Annotated in this window: 10 protein-coding genes; 6 read left to right on the forward strand and 4 right to left on the reverse strand. The window is 71.7% G+C overall.

The genetic code is table 11. The features are described 5' to 3' along the window. The first annotated feature begins 47 nt into the window (after positions 1-47). Positions 48-2,624 carry a CBM35 domain-containing protein gene (locus AB0D85_RS19415; protein ID WP_362321591.1) on the forward strand — a complete coding sequence of 859 codons (2,577 nt, stop codon included), beginning with the start codon at positions 48-50 and terminating at the stop codon, positions 2,622-2,624. Positions 2,625-2,693: 69 nt separating this feature from the next. Then, positions 2,694-4,808: an alpha-galactosidase gene (locus AB0D85_RS19420; protein WP_362321593.1), complete on the forward strand. Its 2,115-nt coding sequence runs from the start codon at positions 2,694-2,696 to the stop codon at positions 4,806-4,808. 43 nt (positions 4,809-4,851) lie between these two features. On the opposite strand, the gene AB0D85_RS19425 is transcribed toward AB0D85_RS19420, so the two are convergent. Beyond that, on the reverse strand, positions 4,852-6,741 hold the full coding sequence (locus tag AB0D85_RS19425) for a helix-turn-helix domain-containing protein (protein ID WP_362321595.1): 1,890 nt from the start codon (positions 6,739-6,741) through the stop codon (positions 4,852-4,854). 281 nt (positions 6,742-7,022) lie between these two features. On the opposite strand from AB0D85_RS19425, the gene AB0D85_RS19430 reads away from it, so the two are divergent. From AB0D85_RS19430 to AB0D85_RS19445, 4 genes are all read left to right on the forward strand, one after another. Beyond that, positions 7,023-8,393, forward strand: a complete 1,371-nt coding sequence (locus tag AB0D85_RS19430; protein ID WP_362321597.1) for an MFS transporter — start codon at positions 7,023-7,025, stop codon at positions 8,391-8,393. A gap of 97 nt (positions 8,394-8,490) precedes the next feature. Next, positions 8,491-9,882: an NAD(P)/FAD-dependent oxidoreductase gene (locus AB0D85_RS19435; RefSeq protein WP_362321599.1), complete on the forward strand. Its 1,392-nt coding sequence runs from the start codon at positions 8,491-8,493 to the stop codon at positions 9,880-9,882. A gap of 55 nt (positions 9,883-9,937) precedes the next feature. Then, positions 9,938-10,837: a 4-hydroxy-tetrahydrodipicolinate synthase gene (gene dapA, locus AB0D85_RS19440; protein ID WP_362321601.1), complete on the forward strand. Its 900-nt coding sequence runs from the start codon at positions 9,938-9,940 to the stop codon at positions 10,835-10,837. 173 nt (positions 10,838-11,010) lie between these two features. Continuing rightward, complete coding sequence (locus AB0D85_RS19445) at positions 11,011-12,498, forward strand: aminobutyraldehyde dehydrogenase (protein WP_362321603.1); 1,488 nt, start codon at positions 11,011-11,013, stop codon at positions 12,496-12,498. A gap of 105 nt (positions 12,499-12,603) precedes the next feature. Here the strand turns inward: AB0D85_RS19445 and soxG are convergent, their stop codons facing one another. Genes soxG through AB0D85_RS19460 form a run of 3 tightly spaced genes read right to left on the reverse strand, consistent with a single transcriptional unit; the run spans position 12,604 to position 16,395 of the window. Continuing rightward, positions 12,604-13,239, reverse strand: coding sequence for a sarcosine oxidase subunit gamma family protein (gene soxG, locus AB0D85_RS19450; protein WP_362321605.1), 636 nt, complete (start codon positions 13,237-13,239; stop codon positions 12,604-12,606). Then, entirely contained in the window at positions 13,232-16,102 is a 2,871-nt protein-coding gene (locus AB0D85_RS19455) for a sarcosine oxidase subunit alpha family protein (RefSeq protein WP_362321607.1), read from the reverse strand. The genes soxG and AB0D85_RS19455 overlap by 8 nt, the downstream gene beginning before the upstream one ends. Next, positions 16,099-16,395: a sarcosine oxidase subunit delta gene (locus AB0D85_RS19460; protein ID WP_362321609.1), complete on the reverse strand. Its 297-nt coding sequence runs from the start codon at positions 16,393-16,395 to the stop codon at positions 16,099-16,101. Before AB0D85_RS19460 ends, AB0D85_RS19455 begins: the two co-directional genes overlap by 4 nt. Between the last annotated feature and the right edge of the window lies 1 nt (position 16,396).

Raw genomic sequence — 16,396 nt, forward strand, 5'->3', positions numbered from 1 at the left:
CCCCTCCGTCCTCCCGCAGTGTCGCGGGAGGGGAAAGCCAGGTCTCCATGAGCAGAAGACCTTTGACCGGAGCAGCGGTGGCCGTCGCGGCCATCGGCGCGTTGCTCGCCGTACCGGGGACCGCCGCCGCGGCCTCCCAGACCTACACGGTCGATCTCGGCACGACCACCGGAGCCGTCCTGCACGGCTCGAACGGCGCGCTCTACGGACAGAGCGACGACGGTGTCCCCGGTGACAACCTCCTCGCCCCGCTGAAGCTGACCACCGGCTCCCAGAAGCCGCCGGGCGGCGCCCAGCACCCGGGCGCCGACATCCTCGACGTCGCCCCGTCGTTCTTCCGCAACGGCGGCGGCACGATGTACACCAACATCCAGGACGAGTACTCGGACTGGCCGTACCAGAACAACGGCATCAGCGACTACCTCACCAAGGTCGACACCGCCGTCAACGCGGTCAAGGCGACCTCGTACGCGAGCAAGGTGGTGTTCGTCCCGTTCAACGAACCGGACGGCAACTGGTACACCGGCCTCGGGAGTTCGAACTCCAGCACCTACGCCTCGGCGCTCAGCTCCTTCGAGTCCGACTGGAGCACCGTCTACGCGCGGATCAAGAGCGACTACCCGGACGCCAGGATAGGCGGCCCCAACACCGCCAACTGGAACAGCAAGTTCTTCGGTGACTTCCTCACCTATGCCAAGGCGCAGGGGCAGTTGCCCGACGTCTTCACCTGGCACGAGCTGGGCCCCTCCTCGCTCGCCAACTACCGCGGCCACTACACCGCTTACCGCGCCCTGGAGACCGCCCGGTCGATCAGCCCGATCACCGTCAACATCGACGAGTACGCCAACCGGCGCGACCTGTCGGTGCCCGGACAGATGATCCAGTGGGCCGCGATGTTCGAGGACACCAAGGTCTACGCCCAGCAGCCGTACTGGGACATCGCCGGCAACATGTCCGGCAACACCGTGCACACAGACATCCCCAACGGGTCGTGGTGGTTCTGGCGCTGGTACGCCGGGATGACCGGGCAGACCGTCAGGACGACCCCGCCGCAGGCCGACGTCCAGGACACGCTCCAGGGCATCGGCTCCCTCGACACCGGCCGCAAGCAGGCGCAGGTGATCGTGGGCGGCTCCTCGACCGACACCAACGTGGTGATCGACAACATCTCCGGCGCCACCTTCGGCAGCAAGGTCGAGGTCACGGTCCAGTCCCTGGACTGGAGCGGCTACGAGGGCGCCTCGGCCCCGCCGAAGACCATCTCCAGGACCGCGTACACCCCGTCGAGCGGCTCCATCACCGTGCCGCTGACCGGCCTCAACTCCATGTCGGCCTACCGCATCACGGTCACCCCGAACGGCGGCGGCACGGCCACCACGCCCAGTGTCCCGTCGTACTCCTCCTACGAGGCGGAGAACGCGGCCATCACCGACGGCACCGTCGTCCAGCAGGCCACCGGGGCCAGCTACTCCACCGCCCAGCTGTACGCCACCTCCGGCACCAAGGACGTCGGCTACCTGACCGCGAGCGACAGCAAGGTCGTCTTCACCACCAGCGTCCCGTCCGCCGGCACCTACAACCTGCGCATCTTCTACGGCAACCAGAACGGCTCGCCCTCCCAGCAGGTGCTGCGCATCGACGGCGCCAACCCGCGGTTCGTGACCTACCCGTCGACGCTCAACTGGCAGTACCGCTCCAATGTCACCGTCCCGGTCACCCTGAGCGCGGGCAGCCACACGATCTCGCTCGCCGTCGCCGACTCCGACCTGGGCACCTCCGCCGGGCAGGTCACCCTCGACAAGATCGACCTGACCGCCGTACCGAGCACCCCCGAGACGGTGTACGAGGCGACCCTCGCGGACATCAGCGGCAGCCCCTCGTACTCGTACGGCGATGTCGGCGAGACCGGCACCGGCGCCCTGGTCATGGCGAGCGGGGACAAGGCGACCTTCGACGCCTACGCCCCGACCGACGGCTACTACACCGTCAGGACCGACTACACCTCCTCCGGCGGCAGCACCGCGCTCGCCCTGAACGGCACCACGGCCGCCACCTACGCCTCCTCGGGCGGCTCGGCCACCACCTCCAGCAGCAGGCTGTACCTCACCGCGGGCATCAACCGGATCGCGGTCGGCCCGAACAGCGGCACCACGCTCACGCTGCGGGACCTGAAGGTGGACGGCTCCGGCGACACCACCGGCGTCACCAAGTACGAGGCCGAGAGCGCGACCCTGGCCGGCGCGGCCAAGGCGCAGTCCGACACCTGGGCCTCGGGCGGCAAGAACGTCGGCTACATCGGCAACAGCAGCGGCAACACGCTCACCTTCGCCAACGTGAGCGCGTCCGCCGCCGGCCGCTACACCGTCGTCATCCACTACGCGCAGAACGACCGGGCGGGCTCCAGCAGTTACAACACCAACGTGGAGTCCCGCACCGCCCAGCTGTCGGTGAACGGGGGCACCGCCACCACGCTCACCTTCCGCAACACCTACAGCTGGAACGACTACTGGACCCTGCCGACGACCGTCACCCTGGCAGCCGGCACCAACTCCCTGAAGTTCTCCAACTCCTCCTCCTGGGCACCCGACATCGACTACGTCGAAGTGGCCCCGGTCAACGGCTGACACAGCCGCCGCGGCGGGGACGGCCCTCCCTGTCCCCGCCGCCTCACCCCTTCAGCCCGAAAGGCCGCCATGCCGAGCATCGCCCACGACCCGGAGCACCGCCTCTGGGTCCTGTCCGGACCCGGCTCCAGCTACGTCCTCCACCTCGACGACGACCACCGACTGCGCGGCCTGCACTGGGGCCCCCGCCTCACCCTCGACCAAGCCGTCTCGCTGCTGGACCACCCGGCCCCCGGCCCCCGTTCCTTCGAGGACCCCGCGGACGGCACCCTCGACCTCGACACCGCCGGCGCCCTGCGCTACGCCCACGCCGGCGTCCAGGTCCGCTTCCCGGACGGCGTACGCGACCTCGAACCCCGGCTCGTCGACGACCTGCGTGAGGACGGCGGGCTGGTCCTGCGGTTCGCCGACCGGCACTACCCGCTCGCCGTCGAGACGCACTACCGGCTGCGCGCCGGTACGGACGTGCTCGAACGCCACCTCGTCCTGCGCCACACCGGTGGCGCGGACGACGGTCCGATCACCGTCGTCCGCGCCGACTCGGCCACCTGGGTGCTGCCCCGGCTGCGGGACTACCGGCTGAGCCAGGTCCGGGGCCAGTGGTCGGCCGAGACGCGGCTGACGCGCACGGCGCTGCCGTACGGCGAGACCGTGACCACCAGCCGCCGGGGCACCACCGGCCACCAGTACAACCCCTGGGCGATGATCGACGACGGGCACAGCACCGAGGAACACGGCCCGGTCTGGTCCTGCGCCCTTGCCTGGAGCGGCGGTTGGCGGCTGACGGCACAGCGGCTGCCCACCGAGCGGGTGACCGTCTCGGCGGGCTTCGGCCACGACCCGGTCACGCGGGAACTGGCACCGGGGGAGGAACTGGTCACTCCGGTGTGCGCGGGCGCGTACACCGAGGGCGGCTTCGGCGCGGCGAGCCGGCTGTGGCACCGGTACGTCCGCGATCACGTCCTCCCGCACCCGGACGAACTCCGCCCGGTCCTCTACAACTCCTGGGAGGCGACCGGGTACGACATCGACGTCACCGGGCAGCTGGAGCTGGCGGAGAAGGCGGCGGCGCTCGGCGTCGAGCTGTTCGTCATGGACGACGGCTGGTTCGGCGCCCGCACCCATGACGCGGCCGGGCTCGGCGACTGGACCCCCAACCCCGAGCGCTTCCCCGACGGCCTCGCCCCGCTCATCGACCGGGTCCACGAGCTCGGGATGGGGTTCGGCCTGTGGGTGGAGCCCGAGATGGTCAACCCCGACAGCGACCTCTACCGCGCCCGCCCCGACTGGGTCCTCCACCACCCGCACCGCCGCCGCACCGAGCACCGCAACCAGCTCGTCCTCAACCTGGCCCGCCCCGATGTCGCCGCCTGGGTGCACGGCCGGCTCGACGAACTGCTGGCCAAGAACGCCGTCGACTTCCTCAAGTGGGACATGAACCGGCCCTTCACGGAAGCGGGCTGGCCCGACGCCGAGGGAGATCCGGACCGCCTGTGGACCGACCACGTCCACGCCCTGTACGCCCTGCTCGACCGGCTCCGCGCCGACCACCCCCGGCTGCGCATCGAGTCGTGCAGCAGCGGCGGCGGCCGCCTCGACCTGGGCATCCTCGCCCGCACCGACCAGGTGTGGACCTCCGACAACACCGACGCCGTGGACCGCGTCGAGATCCAGCACGGTTTCTCCCAGCTGTACCCGGCCCAGGTGATGGGCGCCTGGGTGACCGACAGCCCCAACCCGTACACCGGGCGGAGCGTGCCGCTGGAGTTCCGCTTCCATGTCGCGATGACCGGCGTCCTGGGCATCGGCGGCGACCTGAACCGGTGGGGGGACGGCGAACTGGCCCGCGCCGCGGAACTGGTGGCGGCCTACAAGGGCGTACGGCATCTGGTGCAGCTGGGCGAGCAGTACCGGCTGACCGGGCCGGGCGAGACGACGGCCGTGCAGTACCTGGCACCCGACGGCCACGAGACCGCGGTGATCGCGTTGCGGCACGCCCGGCACTTCGGCCACCGGGACCCCGCCCTGCCCCTGCGCGCCCTCGACCCCGCGGCCCGCTACCGCGACAGCGCCACCGGATCCGTCCACCACGGCGCCGTGCTGCTCACCCACGGACTGCCGCTGGACCTCGCCGCGGACGACCACGCCTCCGCCCTCGTCCACCTGGTGCGCGAGCCGGCCTGAGCACCGGCACGGCGAGCGATCCGGCGGTGCCCGGGTCCGCGGCTCAGTGCGGTGCGGTCCTGGGCTCCTCCGGGTGCAGCCGGGGCCTGCCCGCCAGGGTGGTCCAGACATACGGGGCGACGTCGTCGTCGGGGAGCCGGGCGATCATGTAGCGGACGCAGCGTTCGATCTTGACCCGCCACAGACGGGCCGCCTCGTTGCCGTCGGCGGCGCGCAGCGCGTCGTGGACGGCGATGTCCTCGTCGGTGATGGTGTCGACCGCCTGGCTGTAGTCCATGTCCAGGACCGTGACGAACATACGCAGCCGGGCCGTGAGGCGTTCGAAGGTGCGGGTGGCCTGCGGGAGGTCCGCGGCGCGGGCGAGGGCGTCCTGGAACCAGAGGTCGACCTCGCGTATCCGGATGGGGTCGCGGTTCCTGGCGGCGGCGCGGACCTCCGCCAGCGCCGCGCCGGCCGGGGCCAGCCGCTCGGGGCCGAGCATGGCCAGACGGCGGATGAGCAGCGCCCCGAGACTGGCGCGCAGGGCGTAGAGGTCGAGGACGTCCTTCGCGGTGACGGTGGGCACGGCGGTCGCGCCGCCCGGGAGCAGGTCGAGCATGCCCTCCTCGGCCAGCGCGTGCAGGCCCGCGCGGACGATCCTGCGGGAGAGCCCGAGGCGGACCGCGAGCGGTGTCTCCCCGACGCGGTCGCCGGGCCGGTGGCCGCCGGCGAGGACGGCCTCGCGCAGCAGCCGCACGACCGGGTCGGTGGCGGCGGGGGCTCCGGGCGGTGTGTCGGGCGGTGTGATCCCGGTCGCCACGGGGACGTCCGCGTCACCCCATGCGCGCACGACAGAGGCGTCCGAGTCGTTTCCGGACCCGCAGATGGCGATGCTGTCGTAGGGCGTACGCGGTGCGGCGACCCGGTCGAAGGCGGGCGCGGACGGGGTCCAGGTGGTGGACCAGGCCAGCAGTGCGTCGCGCAGGCGGTGCGGGTCGGGCGCGGCCTCGTCGGGCAGGTGGCCTCCGGCGGCGAGGACGCGCCGGGTCTCGTCGGTCCACGCCGTCGGACTGGGCGCGTGGTGCCAGCGCGGGCGCGGGGACCCGGCCGTGTCCGGCTGTGCCGTGGCGCCCTCCGCCCCGGCCGTGTCCGGCCCTTCCACGATGCCCTCCGCCTCGGCCGGCAGGCCGTACGTCAGCAGGTGGACCGTCGCCCCGCCGTCCGCGGCCGCCCGCACCCGCTCCACGAACGCCCGCAGGGCGGCCAGTTCCGCCCAGGGCGCGTCCTCCGTGTGCCGGTTGCCCCGCAGCGCCGCGAAGGCGCAGGCCACGGCCAGTACATGGGGAATCTCGCCGTCCCGGCCGAACAACCGGTGCCCGGTGGTCACCTGGGGGGTGCGCGCCGCCCCGCGCCGTCCCGAGCGCACCGTCACGGCGAGCACGCACACGGGCGGGGCCAGGAACAGGCCGGCCAACTCCTCGGCCCCGTCGGGAAGGGACCACGCCCGGCGCGGACCGGCCCCGACGCGCGCCCCCGGCTGAAGGCCGCAGGCGCGCCAGATCCGGTTCACCGTGCTCTGGCTGAGGCCGGTCTCGGCCGCCATGGAACGGGTCGACCAGGACCGCCGGACACCCGGCGGTGGTGGGGTGAGGGTGCGCACGAGGACATGCGCCACGGTGTCGTCGTCGGCGACGGGAGGCCGGCCGGGACGAGGCTGCTCGTCGAGGCCGTCGAGCCGTTCGGCCAGGAAGCGGGCGCGCCACTTGGCGACCATGTCGCGGGAGACGCCGAGGCGCGCGGCCACGGCGCTGTTGGTCGGCTCGTCCGCACACCCCAGCACGATCCGCGCGCGCAGCGCCCGGGCCTGTGAGCAGTTGCGGCTGCGGGTCCAGGCCACGAGAGCGGTCCGTTCCTCCTCGGTGAGGATCACGGTGCTGCGGGGACGGCCTGCCATGCCGGCAACCGTAGCCGAATTTCTGATTCGGATGAACACCGCGGGCCGGTCTGGCAATGGGGGCATTGTTGGCCGCCCCGAGGCTTCACATACTTCGGTGTCATCCGGCGGTCACGTTGCCGGCGTCCCCGAGAAACCGCGAGTTCGCCCCGTACCGGCGAGCCTGGGCCCACCCCGCACCCGGCAGCGCTCGCGTCCTCGCAGTACCGCACATCAACACCGACCTGGACCGGACCTACCCTAGTCATGGGCAAGGCCGGGAACCGCTCCCGGAGGCTGTGATGACCGTAACCGCAGGCAACAGGGTGGATGACGCGCCCCTGTCCCGCTTCCACAAGAAACTGGCGCTGTACTCCTCGGGGGGCCCGTTCCTCGACGGCTACGTCCTGAGCATCATCGGCGTCGCGATGACGCAGATCTCGCCGCAGCTGAACCTGTCGAACTCCGCGGAAGGTCTCATCGGCGCGTCCGCGCTCATCGGGATCTTCCTCGGCGCCTTCGCGGGCGGCTGGCTCACCGACAGGTTCGGCCGGCAGTTGCTGTACACCATCGACCTGATCGCCATCATCGGCTGCTCCGTCGCCCAGTTCTGGGCCAACGACCCGGTGTGGCTCTTCGTGCTGCGGCTGCTGATCGGCGTGGCGGTCGGCGCGGACTACCCCATCGCCACCTCGCTGCTGGCCGAGTTCACGCCCCGGCGCTACCGGGGTCCGCTCCTCGGCGGTCTGGTCGTCATGTGGTTCGTGGGCGCGGCGGTGGCGTACATCGTGGGCGAGGCGCTGCTGCAGGTCGGCGACGACGGCTGGCGGTGGATGCTGGCCAGCGCCGCGCTGCCGGCGACGGTCATCGTGCTGCTGCGCCACGGTACGCCCGAGTCCCCGCGCTGGCTGGCCAACAAGGGCCGCATCGAGGAGGCGAACGCCGTTCTCGAGAAGGTCTACGGCCCCGACGTGACGATCGCCGACCTGCCCGACGAGGCGGAGGAGCGCGAGAACGTCGACATCAAGGCGATCATCCGTTCGGGTTACGGCGGCCGGATGCTCTACATCTCCGTCTTCTGGACCTGTTCCATCATCCCGCTCTTCGCCATCTACGCCTTCGGCCCGAAGATCCTGGGCGCGCTCAAGCTCGAAGGCTCGCTGGCCAATGTCGGGTCGGCCCTGATCACCGTGATGTTCATGATCGGCTGTTTGATCGCGCTGCTCGGCGTGAACCGCATAGGCCGGCGTCCCCTGGTCATCCACAGCTTCGTCTGGTCGGGTCTGGCGCTGCTCCTGTTGGGCATCTTCCCCGGTGCCCCGGCCGGCGTGGTCATGACCCTGTTCCTGCTGTACGCGCTCATCATCGGCGGCACCCAGATCCTGCAGTGGATCTACCCGAACGAACTGTTCCCGACCGAGGTCCGCGGCTCGGCCGTCGGCCTGGCCTCCTCCGCCAGCCGGATCGGCGCCGCCGTCGGCACCTACCTGGTCCCCATGGCCCTGACGGACTGGGGCATCGGCGGCACCATGATCGCGGCTGCCGTCATCAACGCCGTGGGTGCTGTCGTCTCCGTCTTCTGGGCGCCGGAGACCCGTGGGATGGCCCTCCACGAGGCCGCCGCCCTGCCCTCCACGGCAGGTCAACCCGCAGGTCACGCCGCCGCCGTCTGAGCGTCGGCGCCGGAACGGGCCCCCACCCGGTGGGGGCCCGGAGGCGGCAGCCCGGCTGCCGAAATCTTCCCCCCCGTAACTGTGTAGGAGTGCATCGATGAAGGACGTAGTGATCGTCGGAGGCGGCATCGCGGGACTGGCCGCGGGCTGGCGACTGCGGCACTGGGACACGCTCCTGCTCGAATCGGAGGGGCGCGTCGGCGGCCGCATCCGGTCGGAGCGCCGGGGACCGTACTGGCTGAACTGGGGTGGGCATGTCTACGCCGGCGGGAACTCGGCGACGTCCTGGCTGCTGGACAGCACGGGAGTGGATTCCGTACCGGTGCCCGGTTCACTGGCCGGGTTGTCGATGAACGGCAGGCTGCTGCTCAAGGGCCGGGTGGAGACGTATCCGTTGCGCATCCCCATGGCGACGTCCGCGCGCGTCGGCATGGTGCGGGCGGGTGCCAAGGTCGCGGTGCATGTGGCGCGTTACGCCCGGATCGTGCAGCGGCGCAAGGGCGAGACCGCGGCGCAGCATCAGCAGCGGATCTACGACTTCATGAACGACCGCTCCTTCCAGGATTTCATCGGGGAACTGCCCGAGGATGCCGAGGCGTTGTTCAAGCCGACGGTGACGCGTTCGTCCGCGGACATGGACCAGCTCGCGGCGGGCGCGGGCGTGGGCTACTTCAGTCTGGTGTGGAACATCGGCGGGGGGCTTTCGCAGAGCATCGTCGGTGGTCCGTCCACGCTCACGGAGAGCATCGCCGCGGCTCTGTCGGACCGGGTGCGGCTGGGCGCCGTCGTCGACGAGGTCGTCCAGAAGAAGGACTCCGTCGTGGTCCGTTACCGGCAGGACGGCGTCGCACAGGAGGTGGAGGCGCGCTATGTGGTCCTGGCCACCCCGGCGACCGTCAGCCACCGGATCGCCGTGGACCTCGACAAGGACGTCCGTGAGGCCCTGTCGAAGATTGTCTACGGCCCGTATGTGAGTGCGGCGTTCCTCAGCGACGAGACGGGCCGGCAGGTCTGGGACGACGCCTATGGCATCGCGACACCGAAGCGGTCCTTCAACATCGCGCTGAACATGTCGAATGTCGTGCACGGTTACGAGCGGGAGCGTCGGCCCGGCAGCAGTCTGATGGTGTTCTCTCCGGGCAGCCTCGCCCGCGAACTGCTGGAGCACGATGACGAGGAGATCCGCCGGATCTATCTCGACGACCTGGACCAGGTCCTGCCCGGTTTCCCCGCCCATGTCGTCGAGGCCGAGGTCCAGCGCTGGCCCACCGGTGCCCCGTACTGCTTCCCCGGCCGGGGCAGGCTGCAGCCCACGCTGACCCGTCGCAGCGGAAGGGTCCTGCTGGCCGGTGACTACCTCGGCACCCTCTACACCGAGACCGCGATCCAGACCGGCCTGTCCGCCGCCCAGGAAGCACGGAGCCTGCTGGCCACCGAACGCCAGACCACCGTCCGGCACGGGTTGACGCCGGTGCCTGCCGCCTCATAGCTCCCCTTCCTACCCGTACTCCGTATTTCGTGGCCTCACCTGAGGAGATTCACCCATGTCGGCACATCTCAGCGGCGTTCTGACCGCACTTGCCTCCCCCTTCGCCCCGGACGGGCAGCTCGACGAGAAGACCCTGCGCCGCCTGGTCGACCGCAGCATCGACGGCGGGGTCGACGGCGTCGTCGCCTGCGGCTCCACCGGCGAATTCGCGGCGATGACCGGCGCGGAGCGGCGCCAGGTCGTCGAGACCGTCGTGGACCAGACGGCCGGACGGGTGCCGGTCGTCGCGCAGACCGGTGCGCTGAGCACCAGGGAAGCGGTCGAACTCTCCCGGCACGCGCAGGACGCCGGAGCCTCGGTGCTGATGGTCGTCACCCCGTACTACGAGACGCTCACCCTCGACGAGACGCTGCGCTACCTGCACACCGTCGCCGCCGCCGTGGACATCCCGATCATGCTCTACAACCTGCCCGGGGCCACCGGCGTCAACCTCACCCCGGAGATCGTCGGGAAGCTCGCCCGCGAGGTCGAGAACATCAAGTACATCAAGGACACCAGCGGCGACATGGCCCAGGCCGGGCAGCTGATCCACCACCACGGCGACGTCATCTCCACGTTCGTCGGCTGGGACAGCCTGCTGCTCCAGGCGATCGCCGAGGGCGCCGCCGGAGTCATGGCCGGGACCGCGAACGTGATGCCGGCCGAACTCGTGTCGGTCCACCGCGCGGTGCGCGCCGGCGAGCTCGACCGGGCGCGGGCCGAATGGGCCCGGATCTACCCGCTGATGGACGCCATCATGTCCGCCCCGTTCATCCCGGCGGTCAAGGCCGCGCTGAACGCGGCCGGGTTCCCCGTCGGCGCGCCCAGGGAACCGGTCCTGCCTCTCGACACCGCCACGGCCGCCCGGATCGCGTCCCTCGTCGAGGCGCTGCCGCAGCTGTCCGCCGCGCGCTGAGCCGGGCTCTTCCTTCCTCGACGAACACGCCGTCCGTTCCGCGTCCGAGCCCGACACCGCACATCGCGACGTGCCTCGGCGCCGGTCTCGGCGCCGAGGACGCGGGCGGCGGCCCGGAGCAGCTGCCGGCGGGCGGCCGTCGGCACCCCACCTCACCCAAGGAGCCACCGACCATGACCACAGCCCGACGAGCGGCGGACGCCACGCCCCTGATCACCGAGACCGACCTGCCCCCGGCCGCGCACTTCGTCGACGGGGCCTTCGCCGGGGCGTCGGGCGACGGCGTCATTGATGTGGTCGACCCCTGTACGGAGAAGGTCATCGCCCGTGTTCCCGCGGGGACTTCGCAGGACGTCGACCGAGCCGTGGCCGCCGCCGCGGCGGCCAAGGAGCAGTGGGCACGGCGGGTCCCCAGGGAGCGCTCCGAGGTCCTGCATGCCATCGCCGACCGGCTGGCGGAGAACAGCGAGCCGCTGGCCAGGCTGGAGTCGGCGAACACCGGCAAGCCGCTCGCGGTCTCCCGGGACGACGTGGGCCAGGCCGTCGACACCTTCCGCTTCATGGCCGGTGCGGTACGCGCGACCACGTCCCTGGCGGCCGGTGACTACGCCGAGGACCACCTCTCGGTCATCCTGCGCGAACCGCTCGGTGTGATCGGCGTGGTCACCCCCTGGAACTACCCGCTGCTCATGGCCGCCTGGAAGATCGCGCCGATCCTCGCCGCCGGCAACACCCTGGTCCTCAAGCCGTCCGAGCAGACCCCGCTGACCACCCTGAAGTTCGCCGAACTCGTCGCCGACCTGCTGCCCGCGGGGGTCCTGAACGTCGTCAACGGGTACGGCCCTGTCGTCGGCGCTCGGCTCGCCGAGCACCCGGACATCGACATGATCGCCCTGACCGGCTCGGTCAACAGCGGCCGTGCCGTCGCCCGGACCGCCGCAGAGAGCCTCAAGCGGGTCCACCTCGAACTCGGCGGCAAGGCACCGGTCGTGGTCTTCCCGGACGCCGATCTGACGGCCGCCGCACAGGCGTTGCGCGTCGCCGGCTTCTGGAACTCGGGCCAGGAGTGCGGAGCAGCCTGCCGCGTCCTGGTGCACGAGTCGGTCGCGGAGCAGTTCGTCGAGCAACTCGTCGGCGAGGTGAAGACGTTGGTCGTCGGTGAGCCCGCCGCCGGGGAGAAGGTGGAAGTCGGCCCCATGGTTTCGAAGGCTCACTTCGACCGGGTGACCGGGTATCTGGAGCGCGCGCAGAAGGAAGGCATCCGCGCCGCCACGGGAGGCGGAGCCCTCGACGGCCCCGGCTACTTCATCGCCCCGACCGTCCTGGTCGACGTACCCGAAGGGGCCGAAGCGGCCCGCCAGGAGATCTTCGGCCCGGTGATCACGGTCGAGACGTTCACCGAGGAGGACGAGGCGGTACGGCGGGCCAACGACGTTCCCTTCGGCCTGTCCGCATCCGTGTGGACCGAGAACGCCCGCCGCAGCCACGCCGTCGCAGCCCGCCTCGACTTCGGCACCGTCTGGGTCAACTCCCACCTGGTGCTGGCCAGTGAGGTTCCCTGGGGCGGCTTCAAGGGCTCCGGCTACGGCCGGGACTTGTCGATCTATGCCCTGGACGACTACTCCCGCACCAAGCACGTCATGCACCACCACGGGCGCTGACCACGCCCGTGCGCGCGCCGGTCCACAGCGAGGACGGCCGGCCCGGGGACCCGGCCCCGGCCGCAGGCGTACGCACGCCAGGCGGCCGGGGCGCGCCGAGCCCTGTCAGGGCACCGCCGGGCCGCGGTACTCGTTCATCGCGTCGATGAGCCAGCGCGCCAGGTGGTCGGCGAACGAGGAGCGGGGCAGCAGCCGGTACGTCGGTGCCTCGTCGACCTGCCAGAGCAGCACCGCGACCGGGCCGACCGTGGTCGACACCGCCTGGCCGGGGCCGAAGGACCGGGGGTGCAGATCCAGCGGGCACCCCTTCTCCAGCACCTGCCGGGCGGCCGGCCCGCCCAGCTCCAGCGTGGTGCGGTTCGCGGACACGTCCACCACCGAGCCCGGGTCCTCGCCGAGCGCCTGCCGCAACTCGGCGGCCACCGCGGTTCCGTCGGCCTGGGACAGTACGAGCCACTCGTCGGGACCGAGCCAGGCGACCGTGTGGGGGCCGGAGGCGGAGGTGTGGCCGCAGGCGCGGGGGAGCGGCGCGCCCAGGGCGTTCCCGATGCGGTCGGCCGCCTCGGACTCGGGGTCGGCACGCAGGTTCACCATGGTGATGAACGGCCACTCGGCGAGCGTGACACCGCGGTCGCCGGTGACGGCGGCCTCCCGCATCCGGTCCGCAAGATGTTCCAGCGGGCTGGTGCGCAGAGCCACCGGTCCCGCGCCCGCCTCCGCCGTGATCGTCGGCTCAGCCATCTCGCCTGGTCCCTTCGGGGTCGTAGAGGACGAAGTCGGTCACCTCGACGGGCACGAGGTCCTCGCCCACCGGGGCGAGGAGGGTCTCGCCGATCCTCGCCTGCCCGCCGGCGACGAGGGCCAGGGCGAAGGGGCGGCCGAGGGCCGGGCTGTGGTAGCTGGAGGTGACGTGGCCGAGCATCGGCACGGGCACCGTCCGCAGGTCGACGTCCGGCGCGACGAGTTGGGTGCCCTCGGGGAGCCGGGTGGTGCGGTCGCTCGGCAGCAGGCCGACCAGCTGCTTGCGGTCGGTGCGGGCGGTGTCGGCACGGGAGTAGGACCGCTTGCCGATGAAGTCCTTCTGCTTCGAGACCACCCAGGACATCCCCGCGTCCTGCGGGGTCACGGTGCCGTCGGTGTCCTGGCCGACGATGATGTAGCCCTTCTCCGCCCGCAGCACGTGCATGGTCTCGGTGCCGTACGGGGTGATGCCGTACGGCTGCCCGGCCCCGTACACCTGCGCCCAGACGGCGAGGCCGTACCACGCGGAGACGTTGATCTCGTAGGCGAGTTCGCCGGAGAAGGAGATCCGGCAGATCCGGGCCGGGATGCCGGAGGCCAGGGTGGTCTCGCGGAAGGCCATGAACGGGAACGCCTCGGCGGACAGGTCGACGTCCGGCGCGAGCTGGGCAACGACCTCGCGCGACTTCGGGCCGACGACGGCGATCGTCGACCACTGCTCGGTCACCGAGGTGCAGTGCACGTCGAGTTCGGGCCACTCGGTCTGCAGCCACTCCTCCAGCCAGTCCAGGACCCCGGCGGCGCCGCCGGTCGTGGTGGTCATGAAGTAGCGGTTGTCGTCGAGGCGCAGTGTCACACCGTCGTCGAAGATCATGCCGTCGGGCTTGCACATCACGCCGTAGCGGGCGGTGCCCGGCTTGAGCTTCTTGAAGGCGTTGGTGTACACGCGGTTGAGGAACTCGCCCGCGTCGGCGCCCCAGATCTCGATCTTGCCGAGGGTGGAGGCGTCCATGAACGCCACCCCCTCCCGGGCCGCACGGCACTCGCGGGCAACAGCGGTGTCCATGTCCTCACCGGGCCGCGGGTAGTACCAGGGCCGCTTCCACTGCCCGACGTCCTCGAACTCCGCGCCGTGCGCCACATGCCAGCTGTGGATGGAGGTGGTCCGCTCCGGGTCGAACAGCTCGCCGCGCTCGCGCCCGGCGAGGGCGGCGAAGGCGATCGGCGTGTACGGCGCCCGGTAGGCCGTGGTGCCGATCTCGCCCAGCGAACCGCCGAGGGCCTCGGCGATGACACCGATCGCGTTGACGCCGGACGTCTTGCCCTGGTCGTTGGCGGTGCCGAGCGAGGTGTAGCGCTTGACGTGCTCGACACCGCGCATGCCGGCCCCGGTGGAGCGCCAGACGTCGGCGACGGTGACATCGCGCTGGAGGTCCACGAAGTGGCTGTCCCAGCTGCCGGGTTCGCCTTCGACAGCGGGTACCAGCCACAGGGCACGCGTCGGACTCACCGGCCGGGCCGCGCCCGGCGAGGGCACGGCGACGGGGAACCCGGCGTCCGTCGCGGCCAGCGCACCCGCCCGGGCACCTTCGGCCAGACAGCCGTCGAGGTCGTACGTCCCGCGCGCCGCACCGACCACCTGCTGGTCCCGGACGGCGCCGTCGGGCACGAAGGCGACCAGGTCCTCGTCCCAGCGCAGCCTGCCCTGCCGCTGGCTGTGCAGGTGCACCACCGGGCTCCAGCCGCCCGAGACGGCGAGCAGGTCGCAGTCGAACGACTCGGGTGTGCCGGTGAGTTGGCCGTCGGCGTCGAGGGCGTGCACGGTGACGCCGGTGAGCCGGCTCTCGCCCGCCGTGTCGACCACCGTGCTGCCCGTCAGCACCCGCACCCCGCTCGCCACCGCGAACTCGGCGGCCCGGTGGGACAGTTCGGGCCGCGCGTCCACGACGGCGGCGATGCCGACGCCGGCCGCGTGGAGATCGGCGGCCGTGTCGTAGGCGCTGTCGTTGGTCGTGCTCACCACGGCCCGCGAACCCGCCGCCACGGCGTACCGGTTGAGATACGTGCGCACGGCCCCGGCGAGCATCACCCCGGGCCGGTCGTTCCCGGCGAAGACCAGCGGACGTTCGTGCGCGCCGGTCGCCAGGACCACCTGGCGGGCGCGGATGTGCCACAGCCGCTGGCGCGAGACGCCCTCGGGTGCGGAGGTCCCGAGGTGGTCGGTGCGCCGCTGCAGGGCCAGCACGTAGTTGGCGTCGTACGAGCCGAAGGCCGTGGTGCGGGGCAGGACCGTGACCTCGGGGGCGGCGTCGAGCGCCGCGCGGACCTCGGCCACCCAGGCGAGGGCGCTGTGCCCGCCGACCCGCTCGGAGCGCCCGGAGAGCAGCGAACCGCCGGGCTCGGGCTGGTCGTCGAGGAGGATCACCCGGGCGCCGGAGCCGGCGGCAGCGGCGGCGGCCGCGAGCCCGGCGGGTCCGGCACCGACGACCAGGACATCGGTGTGGACGTACTTCTTGTCGTAGCCGGCGGGGTCGGGGTTCGGGTCGAGCCGGCCCATGCCGGACAGCGACGTCGCCGACAGGCCGTCGTACAGCTCCACCGCCGTCGCCGGCAGCATGCCCTCGGAACAGGGGCCGTCGATCTGCAGCAGGGCGTTGGGCTCCTCGACGCCCGCGGCGACGACACCGCGCGGACGGCCGCGGTAGAGCGAGGGCGCGACCTCGACGAGGCCGTTCGCCAGCATCGCCGAGGCGACGGTGTCACCGGGGTGCCCGGTCAGCTCCCGCCCGCCGACGGTGAAGCGCAGCACGGTGCCGCGGTCGACGCGGCCCCCCTGCGGGAGCCGGAAGTCCTGGTCTGTCATCGGTTCCCTCCGGCCTGGGGCAGTTCGGGGCGGGGCTCGTCGGACCGGTAGGAGCGGAGCACCTCGTTGCTGACGGTGTCGCGCAGGACGTTGAACCAGCGACGGCAGCCGGTGCTGTGCACCCACCGCTCGGCGAAGGGGCCCTTGGGGTTGTCGCGGTAGAAGACGTACTCGGCCCACTGCGCGTCGGTGAGGTCCGCGGGGGTCTCGGGGTAGGGGACATGGGCCTGTCCGCCGTAGTGGTACTCGGTCTCGTCACGGGGACCGCACCAGGGGCAGCTGATCAGCAGCACG

Source organism: Streptomyces sp. NPDC048277, from assembly GCF_040652235.1.
Taxonomy (GTDB): Bacteria; Actinomycetota; Actinomycetes; order Streptomycetales; family Streptomycetaceae; genus Streptomyces.